The sequence below is a fragment of the Micrococcus sp. CS26 genome (assembly GCF_055522295.1).
In genome coordinates this window covers 44887-64479 of the sequence record NZ_JBVFVY010000001.1, presented here as the reverse complement: position 1 = coordinate 64479, position 19593 = coordinate 44887, and the positions used below count along the sequence as shown (strand labels likewise).

At 73.7% G+C, this 19593-nt stretch carries 18 protein-coding genes; 10 read left to right on the top strand and 8 right to left on the bottom strand.

Annotated features, from left to right (window positions below):
* Window positions 1-94 precede the first annotated feature (94 nt).
* Window positions 95-1693 carry a ribosomal protection-like ABC-F family protein gene (gene abc-f / locus ACZ1IK_RS00300; protein WP_465098210.1) on the top strand — a complete coding sequence of 533 codons (1599 nt, stop codon included), beginning with the start codon at window positions 95-97 and terminating at the stop codon, window positions 1691-1693.
* A 30-nt stretch (window positions 1694-1723) separates the two neighbouring features.
* Here the strand turns inward: abc-f and ACZ1IK_RS00295 are convergent, their stop codons facing one another.
* Genes ACZ1IK_RS00295 through ACZ1IK_RS00285 form a run of 3 tightly spaced genes read right to left on the bottom strand, consistent with a single transcriptional unit; the run spans window position 1724 to window position 3470 of the window.
* On the bottom strand, window positions 1724-2638 hold the full coding sequence (locus tag ACZ1IK_RS00295) for an SURF1 family cytochrome oxidase biogenesis protein (RefSeq protein ID WP_127435199.1): 915 nt from the start codon (window positions 2636-2638) through the stop codon (window positions 1724-1726).
* Entirely contained in the window at window positions 2635-3006 is a 372-nt protein-coding gene (locus tag ACZ1IK_RS00290) for a hypothetical protein (RefSeq protein ID WP_036336831.1), read from the bottom strand. Before ACZ1IK_RS00290 ends, ACZ1IK_RS00295 begins: the two co-directional genes overlap by 4 nt.
* Complete coding sequence (locus tag ACZ1IK_RS00285; protein WP_134377165.1) at window positions 3003-3470, bottom strand: DUF3099 domain-containing protein; 468 nt, start codon at window positions 3468-3470, stop codon at window positions 3003-3005. The genes ACZ1IK_RS00290 and ACZ1IK_RS00285 overlap by 4 nt, the downstream gene beginning before the upstream one ends.
* Before the next feature lie 169 nt (window positions 3471-3639).
* Between ACZ1IK_RS00285 and ACZ1IK_RS00280 the strand changes: the two genes are divergently transcribed.
* Window positions 3640-4386, top strand: coding sequence for a beta-ketoacyl-ACP reductase (locus ACZ1IK_RS00280; protein ID WP_127435563.1), 747 nt, complete (start codon window positions 3640-3642; stop codon window positions 4384-4386).
* 37 nt (window positions 4387-4423) lie between these two features.
* Window positions 4424-5182: an SDR family oxidoreductase gene (locus ACZ1IK_RS00275; protein ID WP_127435562.1), complete on the top strand. Its 759-nt coding sequence runs from the start codon at window positions 4424-4426 to the stop codon at window positions 5180-5182.
* Between the two features lie 73 nt (window positions 5183-5255).
* Here the strand turns inward: ACZ1IK_RS00275 and serB are convergent, their stop codons facing one another.
* Window positions 5256-6092, bottom strand: a complete 837-nt coding sequence (serB, locus tag ACZ1IK_RS00270; RefSeq protein WP_134377167.1) for a phosphoserine phosphatase SerB — start codon at window positions 6090-6092, stop codon at window positions 5256-5258.
* Window positions 6093-6178: 86 nt separating this feature from the next.
* Here serB and ACZ1IK_RS00265 point away from each other — a divergent pair, with 86 nt between their 5' ends.
* The 6 genes from ACZ1IK_RS00265 to ACZ1IK_RS00240 all read left to right on the top strand — a co-directional run bounded on the left by ACZ1IK_RS00265 (window position 6179) and on the right by ACZ1IK_RS00240 (window position 11227).
* The gene (locus tag ACZ1IK_RS00265) at window positions 6179-7003 is read left to right on the top strand and encodes an ABC transporter ATP-binding protein (RefSeq protein ID WP_052520061.1); all 825 of its coding nucleotides are present in this window, start codon (window positions 6179-6181) and stop codon (window positions 7001-7003) included.
* Window positions 7000-7845: a sulfite exporter TauE/SafE family protein gene (locus ACZ1IK_RS00260; protein WP_041103831.1), complete on the top strand. Its 846-nt coding sequence runs from the start codon at window positions 7000-7002 to the stop codon at window positions 7843-7845. Before ACZ1IK_RS00265 ends, ACZ1IK_RS00260 begins: the two co-directional genes overlap by 4 nt.
* A complete protein-coding gene (locus tag ACZ1IK_RS00255; RefSeq protein WP_134377168.1) occupies window positions 7838-8680 on the top strand; it encodes a TrmH family RNA methyltransferase in 843 nt (280 codons plus the stop codon). Before ACZ1IK_RS00260 ends, ACZ1IK_RS00255 begins: the two co-directional genes overlap by 8 nt.
* 109 nt (window positions 8681-8789) lie before the next feature.
* The gene (locus tag ACZ1IK_RS00250) at window positions 8790-9047 is read left to right on the top strand and encodes a type B 50S ribosomal protein L31 (RefSeq protein ID WP_036336843.1); all 258 of its coding nucleotides are present in this window, start codon (window positions 8790-8792) and stop codon (window positions 9045-9047) included.
* A 103-nt stretch (window positions 9048-9150) separates the two neighbouring features.
* Window positions 9151-10209 carry a lipoate--protein ligase family protein gene (locus ACZ1IK_RS00245; RefSeq protein WP_465098209.1) on the top strand — a complete coding sequence of 353 codons (1059 nt, stop codon included), beginning with the start codon at window positions 9151-9153 and terminating at the stop codon, window positions 10207-10209.
* A gap of 388 nt (window positions 10210-10597) precedes the next feature.
* Entirely contained in the window at window positions 10598-11227 is a 630-nt protein-coding gene (locus ACZ1IK_RS00240; protein WP_230277982.1) for a hypothetical protein, read from the top strand.
* Between the two features lie 81 nt (window positions 11228-11308).
* On the opposite strand, the gene pepN is transcribed toward ACZ1IK_RS00240, so the two are convergent.
* Both pepN and glgC read right to left on the bottom strand, forming a co-directional pair.
* On the bottom strand, window positions 11309-13957 hold the full coding sequence (gene pepN, locus ACZ1IK_RS00235; RefSeq protein WP_134377169.1) for an aminopeptidase N: 2649 nt from the start codon (window positions 13955-13957) through the stop codon (window positions 11309-11311).
* A 103-nt stretch (window positions 13958-14060) separates the two neighbouring features.
* On the bottom strand, window positions 14061-15305 hold the full coding sequence (gene glgC / locus ACZ1IK_RS00230) for a glucose-1-phosphate adenylyltransferase (RefSeq protein WP_044658929.1): 1245 nt from the start codon (window positions 15303-15305) through the stop codon (window positions 14061-14063).
* 113 nt (window positions 15306-15418) lie between these two features.
* On the opposite strand from glgC, the gene glgA reads away from it, so the two are divergent.
* The gene (gene glgA / locus ACZ1IK_RS00225) at window positions 15419-16615 is read left to right on the top strand and encodes a glycogen synthase (RefSeq protein WP_044658928.1); all 1197 of its coding nucleotides are present in this window, start codon (window positions 15419-15421) and stop codon (window positions 16613-16615) included.
* A gap of 76 nt (window positions 16616-16691) precedes the next feature.
* Here the strand turns inward: glgA and ACZ1IK_RS00220 are convergent, their stop codons facing one another.
* Window positions 16692-18815: an acyl-CoA dehydrogenase family protein gene (locus tag ACZ1IK_RS00220; RefSeq protein WP_044658927.1), complete on the bottom strand. Its 2124-nt coding sequence runs from the start codon at window positions 18813-18815 to the stop codon at window positions 16692-16694.
* On the bottom strand, window positions 18812-19525 hold the full coding sequence (locus ACZ1IK_RS00215; RefSeq protein WP_041103822.1) for a TetR/AcrR family transcriptional regulator: 714 nt from the start codon (window positions 19523-19525) through the stop codon (window positions 18812-18814). Before ACZ1IK_RS00215 ends, ACZ1IK_RS00220 begins: the two co-directional genes overlap by 4 nt.
* Window positions 19526-19593: the final 68 nt, after the last annotated feature.

The following is a 19593-nucleotide window of genomic DNA, read 5'->3' as shown; positions in this document are numbered from 1 at the left end:
GCCCGGCACCGCGCTGGCCCCCGCCCGTCGAGATCGGCCGGGCCCCGCCGATGCACCCCTGTTCCCCCCTCGACCCTTGGAGTCTGACACCCCCATGCTGACCGTCACCGATGTCGAACTGCGCGTGGGCACCCGTCTCCTCATGGACGAGGTGAACTTCCGCGTGGACAAGGGGGACAAGGTCGGCCTCGTGGGGCGCAACGGCGCCGGCAAGACGACGCTGACCAAGGTCCTGGCCGGCGGCGGGCAGCCCACGGCGGGCACCGTGACCCGGACCGGGCGCATCGGCTACCTGCCCCAGGACCCCAAGGTCGAGGACATGGACCAGTCCGGCCGCGACCGCATCCTCTCCGCCCGCGACCTGGACCAGACCATCCGGCGCATGCGCGAGGCCGAGGCCGGGATGGCCGCCGTCGACGACGCCGAGCGGGAGCGGGCGATGAACCGCTACTCCCGCCTGGAGGCGGAGTTCGAGGCCCGCGGCGGCTACGCGGCCGAGTCCGAGGCCGCCCGGATCACGTCCAACCTCGGCCTGCCGGACCGCGTGCTGGACCAGCCGCTGCACACCCTCTCCGGCGGCCAGCGCCGCCGCGTGGAGCTCGCCCGCATCCTCTTCTCCGACGCGGACATCATGCTGCTGGACGAGCCCACCAACCACCTCGACCACGACTCGATCGTGTGGCTGCGCGACTACCTGAAGACCTACTCCGGCGGCCTCCTGATGATCTCGCACGACGTGGAGCTCATGGAGATGACCGTGAACAAGGTCCTCTACCTGGACGCGAACCGGCAGACCATGGACGTCTACAACATGACGTGGAAGAACTACCTCGCCCAGCGCCAGCAGGACGAGGCGCGCCGCCGCCGGGAGTTCGCCAACGCGGAGAAGAAGGCCTCGGCCCTCATGGCCCAGGCCGAGAAGATGCGTGCCAAGGCGACCAAGGCCACCGCCGCGCAGAACATGATCAAGCGCGCCGAGCGGCTCATGCGCGGCGTCGAGGGCGAGCGCGCGGTCGACCGCGTGGCCGCGATCCGCTTCCCCACCCCGCAGGCCTCCGGCAAGACGCCGCTGCGCGCCGAGAACCTCTCCAAGTCCTACGGCTCGCTCGAGATCTTCACGGGAGTGGACCTGGCGATCGACCGCGGCTCGCGCGTGGTGATCCTGGGCTACAACGGCGCCGGCAAGACGACGCTGCTGCGCATGCTCGCCGGGGAGGAGACCCCGGACACCGGCGAGGTCCAGGCGGGCCACGGGCTCAAGCTGGGCTACTTCGCCCAGGAGCACGACACCCTGGACCAGGACGCGTCGGTCCTGGACAACATGCGCCACGCCGCCCCGCAGCTCGGCGACACCCAGGCGCGCACGCTGCTCGGATCGTTCCTCTTCCAGGGCGACGACGTCGACAAGCCCGCCCGCGTCCTCTCCGGTGGCGAGAAGACCCGCCTGGCGCTGGCCACGCTCGTGGCCTCGAGCGCGAACGTGCTGCTGCTGGACGAGCCCACGAACAACCTCGACCCCGCCAGCCGCGAGGAGATCCTGAACGCGCTGCAGCAGTACGAGGGCGCCGTGGTGCTCGTGACCCACGACGAGGGCGCCGTCGAGGCGCTCGACCCCGAGCGCGTGGTGCTGCTGCCGGACGGGGTCGAGGACCTCTGGAACGACGACTACAGGGACCTCATCACCCTCGCCTGAGTGCGCGGGCCGCCGAGGCGGAGGGCGGGCTCAGTCGAAGAGCGCATCCTCGGCCTCCTCATCCGTGAGCCGCCCGTCGCGCCGCCGGACCGGCTTGGCGCGGGGGACCCGGTGAGCGGAGAGCAGCCCGTCGTCCGCGGCGTCGTCGAGGGCGTCGGCCCGGTCGTTGCGGGCGCGCATCCACGCGGAGTACCCCCACACCCCGAAGCCCATGGCCGCGAACAGGTACCACTGGATCGCGTAGGACAGGTGCGGGCCCTCGTCGAGGGTGGGCTCGACGAGCTTCTGCGGCATCGGCTCCACCGCCGGGTCCTCCGTGACCATGATCCCGTAGGCAGTTCCGGCCACGGGCCCGCCCACGGTGTCGGCGATCTCGGCGAGGTCGATCGAGGGCACCTGGCCCTCCGGGGCGTCGCGGTCCAGGGCCGGCTCCCCGGGCTTGACCCGCACCACGACCTCGGCGTGGCCGGCGGGCGGGGCCGGCACGGCGTCCGGCTGACCCGGACTGTTGCCCACCGGGAGCCAGCCGCGGTCCACCACGACGACGGGGCCCTCGTCCGTCCGGAACGGCACGAGCACCTCGTAGCCGGGCTGGCCGGCCCGGGGGCGGTTGCGGACGATGAGCGTCTCGTCGACGAGGTACTCGCCGGTCAGTGTCACGGGCGTCCACTCGTCGTCGGTCTGGAACGCGGTGAACAGCCGGGAGGCCTCGGCGAACGGAACCGGGTCGTCGTCGTAGTTCTCCAGGACGCGGTTGACGCGGTGCTGGACCTCCACGCGGCGGTCCCACTGCCACTGCGCGAGCGCATGGCACAGGAAGGCGAAGAGGACGCACACCACGAAGCCGAGGATCCACGGGCCGGTGGCGAGGAAGCCGAAGCGCAGGGCAGGAAGGCGTTCGGCGTCGCGGGCGGTCGGGTCCGTCATGGGGGCGGGGGTGCTCATGGGCGCGGGGGCTCCTGCGGGGTCTCGGGCGTGTCGACCTCGGGCGCCTGCGTGGCGGCCGGATCGAGCGGGCGGGAGCGCCGCAGGAAGCCGCGGGCGCTCAGGAAGTCGTCCAGGAAGGGCCGATGGTCCGTGCAGGCCAGCCAGGTCTTCACGCGGTCCGGGGCGTGGACGCGCGGGTTGTTCCACTCCAGGGCCCAGGCGGCCTCCGCGGTGCAGCCACGACGCGAGCAGACCGGCCGCTCGGGCCCGTCCACGGCGGCGTGCGGGGATCGGGCAGTGGAGGCACCGGCGGCGGGGTCAAGGCGGCCGGACGCGAGGGCGCCCAGCAGGTCCATGCCCGGCTCACCCGGGACCGCGCCGATCACGCGCCGCCCCGTCCGGGCAGGCCGGGACTGCCGGCGGACGAGGACCCTCGGCCCAGCGCCCGTGGCGCACGGTCGCGCGGGTCGTCCACGAGGTCGCCGGTGAGCACGACCGGCTCGGGCGCCGCCGCGTCGTCGGGGCGGGGGGTCAGGGCCGGTCCCTGGGCGGGCACGGCGCGCAGGGTGCCGGCCTGCTGCGGGCCGGTGTTGTTCACGCGCACGACGGCGACGTAGGGCAGCACGACCGCGCCGAGGATGAACCCGAGCTGCCACCAGCCGTGGGTGAAGAGCGCGGCGACGAAGCAGGCGGTGCGGAGCAGCATCTGGACCAGGTAGACCCTCATGCGCGCCTCCCGGTCCGCGCTGCGGCCGGCGGCGGCGGTGGTGACCCCCTGGACCTCCGGTGTCGCCCCGCGCCCGGCGTGGGCGGGACGGCCGGCTCGGGAGCCGGCGGCGGAGCTGGTCATGGCGCATCCTCCTGGCACGTCGCGCCCTGCGGGGCCCCCGCGCGGCCGCGGACGTAGAGTGGTGGTTCACATGCCGGCGCGCCCGCCGTCGGCGGCGTCCCGCAGGACGGCGTCGACGGCGCCGCGCCGGTGCTCCAGTCTAGTCCCGTCCCGTCCGGAAGGTGTTCCCATGGCCGATCAGACCACCACGCCCGCAGCGGACGCGCAGGCCGCCGGCCGCAGCGTCCTCGTCACGGGGGGCAACCGCGGCATCGGCCTGGCCATCGCCCGGGCGTTCGCCGCGAACGGCGACCGCGTGGCCATCACCTCCCGCTCGGGGGAGGGGCCGGAGGGGGTCCTCGCGGTCCGGGCCGACGTGACGGACGCGGCCTCCGTGGACGCGGCCTTCCGCGAGGTCGAGCAGGCCCACGGCCCGGTCGAGGTGCTCGTGGCCAACGCCGGGATCACCCACGACCAGCTGCTGCTGCGCATGTCCGAGGATGACTTCACCTCGGTGATCGACACGAACCTCACCGGCGCCTTCCGCGTGGTGCAGCGCGCCACCAAGGGCATGATACGCCTGAAGCGCGGCCGCATCGTCCTGATCTCCTCCGTGGTGGGCCTGCTCGGCTCGCCCGGCCAGGTCAACTACGCCGCCTCCAAGTCCGGCCTCGTCGGGATGGCCCGCTCGATCACGCGCGAGCTCGGCGCGCGCGGCATGACCGCGAACGTCGTGGCCCCCGGCTACATCGACACCGAGATGACGCAGTCCCTCGACGACGAGCTCAAGGCCCAGTACAAGACGTCCATCCCGGCCGGCCGCTTCGCCGCCCCGGAGGAGGTGGCCGGCGTCGTGCGCTGGCTGGCCTCGGACGAGGCCGCGTACATCTCCGGGGCCGTGATCCCCGTGGACGGCGGCCTGGGCATGGGCCACTGACGACCACCGACCGCTGAGCAGACAGGAAGCACAGAACATGACCGAGCAGGACCTGGCCGGACGCGGCGTCGTCGTCACCGGCTCCTCCCGCGGCATCGGAGCCGCCACCGCCGAGCTGCTGGCCGCCCGCGGCGCGGGCGTCGTGGTGAACTACCGCCAGAAGGCGCCGCGCGCGAACAAGGTGGTGCAGAGGATCGAGGAGGCCGGCGGCCGCGCCGTGGCCGTGGGCGGCGACGTGACCGTCGCCGAGGACCGGGCCGCGCTGCTGGACGCCGCCGTGGAGCACTTCGGCTCACTCGACGTGCTCGTGCTCAACGCCTCGGGCGGCATGGAGTCCCAGTTCGGCGAGGACTACGCCCTGAAGCTCAACCGTGACGCCCAGGCCGCGCTGGCCGACGCCGCGCTGGAGCGCATGGGCGCCGGCGGGCAGATCGTGTTCGTGACCTCCCACCAGGCGCACTTCATCGACGAGGTCGCCACCATGGACTCCTACGAGCCCGTGGCCCGCTCCAAGCGCGCCGGCGAGGACGCGCTGCGCGAGCGCATCCCCGCGTTCACGGAGAAGGGCGTGGGCTTTGTGGTGGTCTCCGGCGACATGATCGAGGGCACCATCACCGCCACCCTGCTCGACCGCGCCGAGCCCGGTGCCATCGAGGCCCGCCGCGAGGCCGCCGGCAAGCTCTACTCGGTGGAGGAGTTCGCCGCCGAGATCGCCTCTCTCGTGGGCCGCGACGACCTCGAGGTCGGCCACACCGAGCTCGTGGGCGGCGCCGAGGACTTCCTCGGGCAGGACTGAACCGCACCACACCCCTGACCACGAGGGCCGGATCCGTGGGATCCGGCCCTCGTGGCATCTCGGCTCGGGCGGCTCAGAGACCGAGGAGCCACCGCAGGGGGGTGAAGGAGGGCACGTCGACGACGACGTCCGCGTGCTCCCGGAGGATCGGCTTGGCGCACAGCGCCACGCCGCAGCCGGCCGCCTCGAGCAGATCGATGTCGTTGGCGCCGTCGCCCACGCCCACGGCCTGCTCGGGGGTGAGCCCCGCGTCCTCGGCCCAGGCGCGCAGCATGGCGGCCTTGGCCGCGCGGTCCACGACGTCGCCGAGCACCCTCCCGGTCAGGTGCCCGTCCCGCACCTCGAGCTCGTTGGCGCAGTAGGCGTGCACGCCCCACGCCTCGGCCAGCGGGGCGAGCACCTGGGTGAAGCCGCCGGAGACCGCGCACACCCGGCCGCCGGCCGCGGTGATGGCCTCGATCAGCGCGAGGGCTCCGTCGGTGGGCCGGATGGCCCGCACCACGTCCGCCACGACGCCCACGGGCAGCCCCGCGAGCGCCTCGACGCGCGCGTGCAGCGAGGCGGCGAAGTCGAGCTCACCGCGCATCGCCCGCTCCGTCACCTCAGCGACCTCGGCCTCGCGGCCGGCGTGGGCGGCGAGCAGCTCGATGACCTCCTGCCGGATCAGCGTGGAGTCCACGTCCGTCACCACGAGGGGCGCCGGCGCGGCGGCGACCGCCGCCGGCAGCGTGAGCACGTCCCACCCGGAGCCCGGCTCCGGGGCCGCCGCCCACTCGTCCGCGGCGAAGCGCCAGCCCAGCAGGCCGTCGTCGGTGAGCCGCTCGGCGTCGTCGGGCACGCCGGCCGGGGGCGCGTCCGTGACGAGGAGGGCGGGGTCGGCGGTGACGACGAGGCGGCGCAGGGTGCTCATGCGCGGCATCCTAGGCGGGGGTGCGGGCGCGGCCGGGCGTGCGTCGCATCGGCGACGCGCCGGCCGGCCGGACTAGGCTGGCCCCCATGACCACCCCCGCGCCTCCCGACGACTGGTTCCTCCCGGATGAGGACGCCGTGCTGCAGATGCGCCGCGTGCGCGTGCGCCGCGGCACCACCGACATCCTCGGCCCCCTGGACTGGACGGTCCGCGCGGGGCAGCGGTGGATCGTGATGGGCCCGAACGGCGCCGGCAAGTCCACGCTGCTCCAGCTGGCCGCGGCCCGCCTGCACCCGACCGCCGGCGACGTCGGCGTGCTGGACGAGGTGCTCGGCGCCGTCGACGTGTTCGAGCTGCGCCCGCGCATCGGCCTGTCCTCCGCCCAGCTCGCCGCCCAGGTGCCCGCGAACGAGACCGTGCAGGACGCCGTCGTCACCGCCGCCTACGGGATCACCGGCACGTGGCGCGAGCGGTACGAGACGGAGGATCGCGCCCGCGCGCTCGGCCTCGTGGCGACCTGGGGGCTCTCCCGCCTCGCGCACCGCGCGTTCGGCACCCTCTCCGACGGTGAGCGCAAGCGCGTGCTCATCGCCCGTGCCCTGATGACCGATCCCGAGCTGCTCCTGCTGGACGAGCCCGCCGCGGGCCTGGACCTCGCCGGGCGGGAGGACCTCGTGCGCCAGCTGACGGCGCTCGCCACGGACGAGGACGCGCCCGCGCTGGTCCTCGTCACGCACCACCTCGAGGAGGTGCCCCCGGGCTTCACGCATGCCCTGCTGCTGCGGGACGGCGGCGTCGTGGCGGCCGGGCCCATCGAGTCGACGCTCACCGAGGAGCACCTCTCCGCGGCGTTCGGCACGGACCTGAAGGTGACCCGCACAGGCGGTCGGTACACCGCCGTGGCCCGGTGACGGGGCTGCTGACCGCGCAGCTGCTGGGCATGGACCTGTGGCAGGTCCTGCTCGTGCTGCTCGCGGGGTTCTGGGCCGGCACGATCAACTCGGTGATCGGCTCGGGCACGCTCGTCACCTTCCCGACGCTCGTGGCGGTCGGGTTCCCGCCCGTGACGGCCCAGGTCTCCAACGCGATGGGCCTGGTGGCCTCGGGCTTCTCCGGCACGTACGGGTACCGCCGCGAGCTGGCCCAGTCCCGGGCGCTCCTGCCGAAGCTGACCGTCGCGTCCCTGCTCGGCGGGGTCATCGGCGCCGCGCTGCTCACCACGCTGCCCCCGGCCGTGTTCGGCTACGTCGCGCCGGTGCTGCTCGTGGTGGCCCTGACGGTCGTCGTGCTGCAGCCGCGCATCCAGGGGTGGGTCAGGCGTCGGGCGGAGGACCAGGGACCGACCCCCGGCGCGGACTCTCCCGTGCCGGTGGGCCCCGTGACCCCGACGCTGTGGACGCTCGTGTTCCTGACCGGCATCTACGGCGGCTACTTCGTGGCCGCCCAGGGCGTCATGCTCATGGCGATCTTCGGCGTGCTGCTGGTGGGCGGCACCCTCGTGCACGCCAACGCCGTGAAGACGTGGCTGTCGCTGGTGGTCAACCTCACCGCCGCGGCGTTCTACCTGGTGTTCGCCTTCGACCGCATCGACTGGCGGGCCGTGCTGTTGATCGCGCTCTCCTCGCTCGTGGGCGGGCTCGTGGGCGCGCGGATCGGGCGGCGCATCTCGCCGACGGCGTTGCGCGTCACCATCGTGATCGTGGGCCTGGCCGGGCTGGTGGTCATGGTGATGCGGCAGGTCTCGGGTGGGTGAGGGCGGGACCCGCGAGGTGCGCCTGGAGCGGATCGAGGACCTCGCCGACCCCCGCCTGGCCCCCTACACGACCATGACGGACGCGGCCCTGCGCCGTCGCGTCGACGCGGAGCACGGCGTCTTCCTCGCCGAGTCCTCCCAGGTGGTCCGCCGCGCACTGGACACCGGACACACCCCGCGCTCCTTCCTGCTGGGGGACCGCTACCGCGGGTCCTTCGCGGACGTGCTCGCCGCCCATCCGGACGTCCCGGTCTTCACCGGACCCGACGACGTGCTCGAGGCCCTCACCGGCTTCCACCTGCACCGCGGCGCCCTGGCCGCGATGGACCGCCCCGCGCCCCGGCCGCTCGCCGACGTCCTCGCGGGCGCCCGGCGCGTGCTCATCGCCGAGGACCTCGTGGACCACACGAACCTGGGCGCCGTGGTGCGCTCCGCCGTCGCCCTCGGCTGGAACGCACTGCTGCTCACCCCGCAGGCCGCCGACCCGCTGTACCGGCGCGCCATCCGCGTCTCGATGGGCACGGTGTTCCGCCTGCCGTGGGCGCGCCTGCCCGGTCCGGTCGCCGAGTCGCTGCCCGCGCTGCGGGCGGCCGGGTTCGCGGTGGCCGCCCTCGAGGTGACGGAGCGGGCCGTGGGCCTGGACTCCGCTCGGATCGAGCCGCTGCGGACCGCCGAGCGTCTGGCCCTCGTCCTCGGCCAGGAGGGGCCGGGGGTCCGGCCCGAGACCCTCGCCCAGACCGACGCCGACGTCGTCATCCCCATGCCCGCCGGCGTCGACTCGCTGAACGTGGCCGCGGCCGCGGCGGTCGCGCTGTGGGAGCTGCGCGCACGCTGACCGGCCCGGGTGCGGTAGAGTGGGCGGCTGGCCCGCCGTCCGGCGGACCCCCTGACCACACCTCTCGCGCCCCTGGTCCCAATCAGGCGGCTGACACGAAGGATGCACCATGAAGTCTGAGATCCACCCGGATTACCGCTACGTCATCTTCAACGACCTCGCCTCCGGTGAGAAGATCCTCACCCGCAGCACCGCGAACTCCGAGAAGACCGCGGAGTGGACCGATGGCAACACCTACCCGGTGATCGACGTCGAGATCTCGGCCGCCTCGCACCCGTTCTACACGGGCAAGCAGCGCATCATGGACACCGCCGGCCGCGTCGAGCGCTTCAACGCCCGCTTCAAGGGCTTCGGCGGCAAGAAGTGACCGCGGCGGCCTGAGCCGCGCGCCCACCACGACGACGGGCCCCGGGCCCCCGGAGCGATCCGGGCGGTGCGGGGCCCGTCGCGTCGCCCGTAGGCTGGCGGGCATGACGACTCTCCACGGTGAATACAAGGTGATCGGCGGCAAGCTGGTCGCGGCGGACCTGAGCCTCGCGGACGGCCGGATCGCGACCGCGAGCATCAACGGCGACTTCTTCCTCGAGCCGGACGAGGCGCTCGAGGACCTCAACGCGGCGGTGGCCGGGCTGTCCGCGGACGCCGAGCACCGGGTCATCCGGGAGGCCGTCGAGCGGGGGCTGCGCTCCGAGGCCGAGCTGTTCGGCGTGGACGCCTTCGCGGTCGCCTCGGCCGTGCGTCGGGCCCTCGGCAAGGCGACCACGTGGGGGGACCACGAGTGGGAGGTCATCGGGCCGGAGCCGATGCCGATCGCGCTGACCGTGGCCCTGGACGAGGTGCTCACCCGGCAGGTGGCCGAGGGACGTCGCAAGCCGACCCTGCGCCTGTGGCAGTGGAACGAGCCGGCCGTGGTGATCGGCGCCTTCCAGTCGCTCGCCAACGAGGTGGACCCCGAGGGGGCGCGGCGGCACGGCATCAACGTGGTGCGGCGGATCTCCGGCGGCGGCGCGATGTTCATGGAGGCGGACAACTGCGTCACGTACTCGATGCACGTGCCGTCGTCGCTGGTCGACGGGCTGGAGACGGCGGAGACCTACCCGTTCCTGGACGAGTGGACCATGGACGCGCTCTCCCGGCTCGGCGTGCACGCGTTCTACCAGCCGCTCAACGACATCGCCACGGACCAGGGGAAGATCGGCGGCGCCGCGCAGAAGCGGGTGGGCACGGCCGGGCTGCTGCACCACGTGACGATGAGCTACGACATCGACGCGGACAAGATGCTCGAGGTGCTGCGCATCGGCCGGGAGAAGCTGCGCGGCAAGGGCGTGACCTCGGCGAAGAAGCGCGTGGACCCGCTCCGGCGCCAGACCGGCGTCTCCCGCGCCGAGATCTGGGAGACCATGATGACCACCTTCGAGGAGCGCTACGGCGCCCGCCGCGTCGAGCTGGACGAGGCCACCCGTGAGGAGGCCGAGCAGCTGGCCCGCACCAAGTTCGCGACCCCGGAGTGGACCGCGCGGGTGCCCTGAGCCGCCTGACGGCGTCCCGGCACCGTCCGGCACGCTTCCGTCCGGGGGCGGTTTGCGGTGGTATTCGACGTGAGTACCGCCCGAAACCGCCCCCGACGCGTCGAGGTGTGGCGGGGCGGCTCTGTCAGGATCGGACCATGACCCCCGACGACGACGCCCCCGTCCGCCTGATCGCCCGCTCCGACGCCCCGGGGCGCCCACGGTCGACCGTGGACGTCCACTGCGCCCTCGAGCTGGAGCTGGCCTCCGGCCGCCGCGTGCCTCTGCTCACGGACCGCGGCTGGACGAGCCGGGCGGCGGCCGCACGCCTGCCCAGGAGGAGACGCGACACTGGGACGCGCTGGCAGCGGTCGCGGCCGAGGCCGGGGTGCCGGTGGGGGCCGCAACGTTGCGCGAGCTGCCGCTCGTGGGGGAGACCTCGCCCGAGCTGGCCGCCCTCGTGGACCGGGCGCACCGCGAGGCCCGCGCCCTGAACCGGCTGCTCGGCGTCCACCCGCTGGCCCTCGGCACGGTCGCGCCGGCCGACGTGCTGGGCGCCGACGCGACCGCCGCGCTGCGGACCGGGCTGGCCGCGGGACTCGGCGTCGCGCCGACGGCGTGGGAGGACCCGGGCGTCGTGCTCGCGCCCGCCGCGGACGCCGACCCGGAGCTGCTGCACGTGGTCCTGCTGCACACGACCGCGGTGGTCGCCGGGCCACCCGCACTCGTGGCCCGCCTCGCGGACGCCGACGTCTCCGACCTGCTCGACGACGCCTCCCTCGGCGCGCACCTGCGCCGCCCGGTGGAGGACGTGTCGGCGGCCTGGCTCCACGCGGCCGACCGGCAGGCGCTGTCCCTCGACCCGGACGGCGGGGCCGCGCACGTGGCGCGCCACGCCGAACTGACGGCCGTGCTGGAGACGCGGCCCGTCGTCGTCGAGCGGGTGGGGATGCGCGACCGGGACGCCCAGCGCGCCGCCGACGCCGTGGGCCTGCGCCGGGTGGGCCGGGAACGCGTGCTCCGCGTCGCCGCGCCCTGAGCCACCGTGGTCACGACACGCCGTCTGTCCCGCAGGGACGCGGCGTGTCGTGACCACTCCGGGCTGGACCGGGCCGGCGGCTCAGCCCGCCGGCTGCGCCGCCTGCACGCGCAGGGACCGCCGCAGGGCGTCCGTGTGCTCCACGACCAGGCGCCGTAGGGCCCCCGGGGCGTCGGGGTGCTCGTCCAGCCAGCGCTGGGCCGCGGCCAGCGTCGGGTGCGACTCCTGCGCGTCCGCGTCGCCGGCCACCGCGTCCTGGCGGCCCGGGAACAGCCCGCCGATCGCGCGCGAGGCCAGCCCGTTGGATCGTGAGGCCCACACCGAGGTCAGGCGCGGCCAGAAGCCGGACTCGTAGGGGGCGAGGAGCTCGACCTCGCCCGCGGCGAAGCCGGCCGCCGTGGCCGAGAGCAGGTCGTTGGACAGCTCCGTGCCAGTGGCCGTGCGACCGGACATGACCGCCTCCCACGCCGCGGCCTTGACCTCGGCATCGGGGCGGGCGGCCGTGGCGAGGCGATGCCACGTGACCGTCTGGGCGGTGCGGCCGGCCTCGAGCTCCGCGTCCAGGCGGTCCTGGTCGGCCCGGCCGGTCGCGGCGAGGGCCTGGAGCACGAGCCAGCGCAGCTCCGCGTCGATCGCCAGGCCCGGCGCCGACGTCGCCGCGTCCTCGCCGAGCAGGGCGGCCTCGAGGGCCGCGGCCATCCCGACGTCGGCCCGCGCCAGCGTCGCCCACGTGCGGGCCGCGGTGCGCTGGCGGTCGGAGCCGGCCTCGAGCGTCCGGGTCTGTTCGGCCAGCACCTCGCCCACCAGAGCGCGCAGCGCGTCCCGGTCCTCGGCGCGGGCGTACTGGCCCACGGCCGCGGCGGCCTGCGCCAGTACCTGCGCGTGCACGCCCACGGTCGCGATCCGCGCGGACAGCGTCGCCACCGCGTCGAGGAACCGGGCGACCGGCAGCTCGCCGTCGCGGGTCATCGACCACAGGGCGGCCCACACGGTGGCCTCCGCGAGCGGGTCCGCGATGGGGTGGGTCAGGGCCGCGCGCAGCGACCCCGCATCGAGCGCGACGGCGGCGTAGGTGAGGTCCTCGTCGTTGGGCAGCACGAGGCGGACGCCCCCGGGGACCTCGAGGTCCGGCAGGGGCACGGCCGCGCCCTCCGCCCCACCCGGCACATCGGCGGTGACCTGGGCGGTGCGGCGCAGGACGCCGTCCTGCCCGGGCATGAAGACGCCGACCTTCAGCACGTGCGGGCGGAGGATCGGCCCGCCCGTGACCGGGTCCGCGCCCTCCTGGCGCAGCACCGGGGCGTCGCCGTCGACGTCGACCCGCAGCCGGGGCACGCCGGAGGTGTGCAGCCACGCGTCCGCCCACCCGCGCATGTCCCGCCCCGAGGCGGCCTCGAGCGCGGCCATGAAGTCGTCGAGGGAGGCGTTGCCCCACGCGTGGGCGGCGAAGTAGCGGTGTGCGGCGTCGAGGAACGCGTCCCGGCCCACGTAGGCGGCCAGCTGCTTGAGCACGGAGGCGCCCTTGGCGTAGGTGATGCCGTCGAAGTTCTGACGGGCGGCCTCGAGGTCGACGATGTCCGCGACGATGGGGTGTGTCGTCGGCATCTGGTCCTGCACGTACGCCCAGGCCTTGCGGCGGGACGCGAAGGTCACCCATGCGGTCCGGAAGTCGGTGGCCTCGTCCACGCCGAGGGCGCCCATGTAGTCCGCGAACGACTCCTTGAGCCACAGGTCGTCCCACCAGTGCATCGTCACGAGGTCGCCGAACCACATGTGCGCCATCTCGTGCAGGATCACGTTGGCCCGGCCCTCGTACTGGACCGCGGTGGCCCGCGAGGTGAACACGAAGTCCTCGGTGAAGGTCACGAGGCCCGGGTTCTCCATGGCGCCGAGGTTGTACTCGGGCACGAACGCCTGGTCGTACTTGCCCCACGGGTACGCGACGCCGAAGAGGTCGTGGAAGAACGTCAGCCCCCGCTTGGTCACGTCGAACACGGCCTCGGGGTCGAACGCGTCGGCCATCGTGCGCCGGGTGAACAGCCGCAGCGGCACGGCCTGCGCGCCGCTGGCCGGGTGACCGTCCCAGGCGTCCTCCCACTGCGCATAGGGGCCGGCGAGCAGCGTCGTGATGTAGGTGGACTGGGGGAGCGTCGGGGCGAACTCCACCCGGACGACACCGTCCCCGGCCGGCGTCCGGGACACCTCCGGCCGGTTCGAGGCCAGCACCCAGTCCTCGGGTCCGGTGAGGGAGAAGGTGAAGGCGGCCTTGAGGTCCGGCTGCTCGAAGTCCGGGAACACGCGGCGCGCGTCGGCGGGCTCGTACTGGGTGTAGAGGTAGACCTCGCCGTCGGCGGGGTCCGTGAAGCGGTGCAGGCCCTCGCCCGACCGGGAGTACACGGACCGGCCGACCAGCTCCACCACGTTCTGCGCCGCCAGGTCGGGCAGCAGAACCCGGGCCTGGCCCACGACCTCGGTCAGGTCCAGCGTCGTGCCGTTGAGGGTCACCGACTCCACGCCGCCGTGGATCCAGTCCAGGTGGGTCTGCACGCCCGGCTCAGCGCACGCGAAGCGGATCACGGTGCGGACCGGATAGGTGTCGGCCGCGGCGTCCCGGGCGTCGGAGAGGTCCACGTCCACGACGTAGTCCTGCACCGTGAGCAGGCGGGAGCGGTCCGCGGCCTCCGCGCGGGTGACGTTGGTGGCGTCGAGGTCGGGGGTGGTGTCGGTCAAGGCGAGCCTCCGGTCGGGGATCCAGCGGGGACGGCGACGCGCGGACACACCGCGGCGTGCCCGCGCGTCGGCGGTGGTCCGGGACCGGCGGCCCGGGGCCGCGTCAGTGCGGCGTCGGGACGGGCTGGCCCTTGGAGAGCACCGTCAGGCCGGATTCTGTCACGGTGTAGCCGTTCGCCTCGTCCTCCGCCCGGTCGAAGCCGATGCGCGCGCCCGGGGGCACGACCACGTTCTTGTCCAGGATCGCGTTGCGCACGTGGGCCCCCTCGCCGATCACGACGGAGTCCAGCAGCACCGACTGCTCCACCCACGCCTCGTTGTGCACGCGCACGTCCGTGGAGAGCACGGACTGGGCCACGGTGCCGCCGGAGATGACCACGCCCTGGGAGAGGATCGAGTCGTTCGCCGAGCCGGGGCGGCGGGTGGACGAGCGCACGAGCTTGGCCGGCGGGGAGACGGACTGGCGGGTGTAGAGCGGCCACTCGCGGTTGTAGAGGTTGAACTCCGGCCACGGCTGCACCAGGTCCATGTGCGCGTCGTAGTAGGAGTCCAGGGTGCCGACGTCCCGCCAGTAGTGCTTGCCGGCCGTGCCGCCGGGCACCTCGTTGGCGGTGAAGTCGTACACCCCGGCCTCGCCGCGCTCCACGAACAGCGGGATGATGTCTCCGCCCATGTCGTTGTTCGACTCGGGGTTCTCCTCGTCCTGGTTCAGCGCCGCCACGAGGGCGTCCGTGTCGAACACGTAGTTGCCCATCGAGGCCAGGAACTGCGTGGGGTCGTCCGGCAGGCCGGGGGTCGTCTCCGGCTTCTCCACGAACGCCGCGATCCGCGTCCTGTCCTGCGGGTCCGTCTCGATCACCCCGAACGAGGAGGCCAGCTCGAGCGGCTGGCGCACCGCGGCCACGGTCGCCTTGGCGCCCGAGGCGATGTGCTGGTCCACCATCTGCTGGAAGTCCATGTGGTAGACGTGGTCCGCGCCGATGACGACGACGATGTCCGGCCGTGCGTCGTGGATCAGGTTCATGGACTGGTAGATGGCGTTCGCGCTGCCCGTGAACCAGTCCTTGCCCCGGCGCTGCTGCGCCGGCACGGAGGCAACGTAGTTGTTCAGGAGCGTGGACATCCGCCACGTCTCGGAGATGTGGCGGTCCAGCGAGTGCGACTTGTACTGCGTCAGCACCACGATCTCGCGGTACCGGCTGTTGACCAGGTTGGAGAGCGCGAAGTCGATGAGGCGGTACGTGCCGCCGAACGGGACGGCCGGCTTGGCACGGTCGGCCGTCAGCGGCATCAGGCGCTTGCCCTCACCGCCCGCCAGCACGACCGAGAGGACCTTCTTCTGCACCATCTGTGTCACTCCTCGTGAGCCGGGTCGTCGCGACCCGCACGCGTGCTCGGGGCGTGCGGGGCATCCGTGCCGCCAGACTATCGACCCCCGCCGGGCTGAACTAGGTTGGGGGCGTGCGCATCGACATCGTGAGCAAAGAGTTCCCCCCGTCCATCTACGGCGGTGCCGGCGTCCACGTCGCCGAGCTGACCCGTGTCCTGGCCTCCCGCGCCGACGTCCGCGTGCACGCCTTCGGCGCGCCGCGCGACCCGGACTACCACGGGGCCCGCGTCCTGACGTACCCGAACCCGCCCGGGTTCGACGCCGCCAACGGGGCCGTGCAGACCCTGGCCACCGACCTCACGATCCTCGGCGACCTCGAGGGCGCCGACGTCATCCACTCCCACACCTGGTACGCCAACCTGGCCGGCCACCTCGGCAAGCTCCTGCACCAGACCCCCCACGTCCTCTCCGCGCACTCCCTCGAGCCGCTGCGCCCCTGGAAGGCGGAGCAGCTCGGCGGCGGCTACGCCCTGTCCAGCTGGGCCGAGCGCACGGCGTACCTCGGGGCGGACGCGGTCATCGCGGTCTCGGACGGCATGCGCCGGGACATCCTGGCCTGCTACCCGGACGTGGACCCGGCGAAGGTGCACACGGTCCACAACGGCATCGACACGCAGGTCTGGACCCCGCAGACCGGCACCGCCGCACTGGAGAAGTACGGAATCGACCCGGACAAGCCCTCCGTCGCGTTCGTCGGCCGCATCACGCGCCAGAAGGGCGTGCCCCACCTGCTCCGTGCGGCCCTGCGGCTGCCGGAGGACGTCCAGCTCGTGCTGTGCGTGGGCGCCCCGGACACCGCGGAGCTGGCGCACGAGGTGAACGAGTTGATCTCCGAGCTGCGGCGCACCCGCCAGGGCGTCGTCGTGATCGAGGGGATGATCCCGCGCCACGAGGTGATGGAGATCCTCACGGCCGCCACCGTGTTCGCCTGCCCCTCGGTCTACGAGCCGCTGGGCATCGTCAACCTCGAGGCGATGGCGTGCGGCACCGCCGTCGTCGCCTCCGCCGTGGGCGGCATCCCGGAGGTCGTGCAGGACGGCGAGACCGGCCTGCTCGTCCCCTTCGAGCAGGTCGACGACGGCACGGGGGCGCCCGTGGACGAGGAGAGGTTCGCCGCCGACTTCGCGGCCGCGCTCACCCGCGTCGTGGAGGACCCGGAGCGCGCCCGCGCGATGGGTGAGGCCGGCCGGGCCCGCGCGATCGAGCACTTCTCGTGGGAGACCATCGCGGAGCGCACGATCGAGGTCTACGAGGCCGTGCTGCGCTGAGCCCGCCCGACCACGCACACGGGCCCCCGCCACCGCGAGGTGACGGGGGCCCGTGTGCGTCCGGGGACGGCCACGGTCAGCCGCGGCGACCCCGCGCCGCCTTCTCGCGGGCGCGCACGGCCTTCTCATCCTCCGGCTCCTCGCCGGCGGCCCGGCGGGCCGTGAACCAGGCGTGGGCCTCCTCCTGGCGCTGGGTCTCGGCGTCCGTGGCCACCGCCATGCGCAGGTGCTCGGGCTCGAGGCCGAACGACTCGACGAGCTCGAGGGCGAAGGGGCGCAGCCGCTCGGCCAGCCGGTTGACGTAGCCGCGCAGGGCCCGGGCGCGCTGGCTCGAGACGCGGCCGTGGGCCACGAACCAGCCGAGGTCGTCCTCGATGAGGCGCAGCGCGAACAGGTCGCGCAGCCACGTCAGGACGGTCTTCGTGGTCTCATCCGTGATGCCCTCCAGGGCGCGGGTGAAGGCCTCCCACTGCAGAAGCTCGCCGTGGTTGCGGGCGGCCTCGATGAGCTCGTGCTGGCGCGTGTTGAACGCCTCCGCCTGCGCCGCCTGGCCCTTGCCCCGGGCCCCCGAGAGGGTGCCGGCGATGTCGGCGGTCTTGGCACGGACGCGCTCGGTGAGCAGCTCATGCTGGACGGCGGGGTCCTTGAACCAGTTCGCCGAGCGGCGCTCGGACCCGCCGTCGGCCACGGACTGGACGGCCTTGTGCAGGCCCGCACGGTGGAGGGCGTCCGAGGCCTGATGGACCACGTAGCGGGAGACGGCGCCCACATTGAGACGTCCGAACTCCTTCGAGTAGTCGGTCAGCAGACGCTTGCCCACGAGCTGCAGGAGCACCGTGTTGTCGCCCTCGAACGTGACGTACACGTCCAGGTCGGCGCGCATCTGGGCCACCCGGTTCTCGGCGAGGAACCCGGCGCCGCCGCACGCCTCGCGGGCCTCCTGCAGGGTGTCCAGGGCGTGCCACGTGGTCAGCGGCTTCACGGCCGCGGCGAGCGTCTCGAGCTCCTGCCGGTCCACGTCCGTGTCGGAGCGGCCGGAGAAGACGTCGTCGAACTTCTCGACGAGCTCGTTGGAGGCGAAGGCGTCCGCGTAGGCGCGGGCCAGGCGGTCGATGAGGCGGCGCTGGTGGTTCTGGTAGTCCAGCAGCACCTCCTCCCGCTGCGGGTCGGAGGCCTTGAACTGGCGGCGCTGCTCCGCGTAGGCCAGCGCACCGTGCAGGCCGAGGAAGGAGGCCGTGGTGGCGGCGAGGGACAGGGAGACGCGGCCCTGGACGAGCGTGCCGAGCATCGTGAAGAAGCGACGCCCGGGGGAGGCGATGGGCGAGGAGTAGGTGCCGTCCTCGGCCACGTCGCCGTAGCGGTTGAGGAGGTTGGTGCGCGGGATGCGGACCTGAGTGAAGTGCAGACGGCCGTTGTCGATGCCGTTCAGTCCGCCCTTGAGGCCGTCGTCCTCGCCGCCCACGCCGGGCAGGAAGGCGCCCTCCTCGTCCCGGATGGGGACGTAGAAGCAGTGCACGCCGTGGTTGACGCCCCGGGTGATCAGCTGCGCGAAGACCGTGGCCGCCCTGCCGTGCAGCGCGGCGTTGCCGAGGTAGTCCTTCCAGGCGCCCTTGAACGGGGTGTGGATGACGAACTCCTGGGTCGCCTCGTCGTACGTGGCGGTCGTCGCGATCGAGGCGACGTCCGAGCCGTGCCCGATCTCGGTCATGGCGAAGGCGCCCGGGACGCTCAGGTCCATCGCGCCCGGCAGCCACCGGCGGTGGTGCTCCGCGGTGCCCAGGTGCAGGATCGCCGAGCTGAACAGGCCCCACTGCACACCGGCCTTGATCTGCAGGGAGGGGTCGGCGAGCACGAGGTCACCGAAGGCGGCGAGGTTGCCGCCGTGGTTGTCCTCGCCGCCGAACTCGCGCGGGAAGGCGCGGTGGACCGCGTTGCGCTCCACGAGGACGCCCAGCTGCCGCAGGACGCGGGCGCGGTGCTCGTCCATGCCGAGCAGCGGGTCGCGCCACAGGGCGGGATCCTTGACCAGTTCGCGGGATTCGCGGCGCTCCGCGGCCCAGCGGCCGAGGAGGGCCTCCTCGAGGGCCGCGGCGTCGAGGGAGCCGGGCGTCGGCCGCTCGGGCGCGATCTCGGCGACGTCGGAGGGAACCTCGGTGCTGGGCGTCGAGGACTGGGGGGCGAGCTTCTCGTGGACGGTCATGACGATGCTCCTGTTCGTGAGTGGGGGCGGGCGCGGTCGGCGTCCGCCGCCGCGGGTTCGAGGGCGGCGCCGGGCGCGGCGCCGATGAGGCCGGTGAGCAGCCAGTCGGCGATGGCGCGGGCCATCGCCTCGACCGGGATGCGACCGGCGGCCGGGGTCCGCAGCCAGGTCTCGGCGGCGGCCCGGACGAGGCCGACGGCGGCGCGCGGCCACAGGGCGAGCGGGTCCGCCGGCGCCGGGGCGTGGCCCCGCGCGGCCATCCCGCGCGCCAGGCCCGACTCGAGCATGGCGTAGACGCGCTCGAGGAACGGGCCCAGCACAGGGGCCTCGGCCGCGGCGGGGGACGGGGCGACGGCGAACGCGTACACCTCGGGCGACGTCGCCGCGACCGTGAGATACACCTCGACCATGCGACGCAGCGCCTCGGGTTCGGAGACCGGTTCGTCCGCGACCTCGAGCAGGCGGCGCTCCATGTGTGCGGTGACCCGCTCGGACACCGCCAGGCGCAGGCCCTCGCGGTCGCCGAAATAGCGGTAGTAGACGGTCTTGGAGGTGCCCGCGTGGGACGCGATCTCCTCCATCGAGGCGTGTGCGCCCAGGGCGTGCACGGCCGACCGGGCGGCCCGGACCAGTTCCAGACGGCGCTCGGCGCGGTGCCGGTCCCAGCGGACGCTGCGACCGTCCCGGGCGGTGGACGTGACGGGATTCACGAAACCGAGCGTATCAGGTACCGTGGATCACAGTCACCCACCCCGCCGACGTCCGTATCGTCCGTATC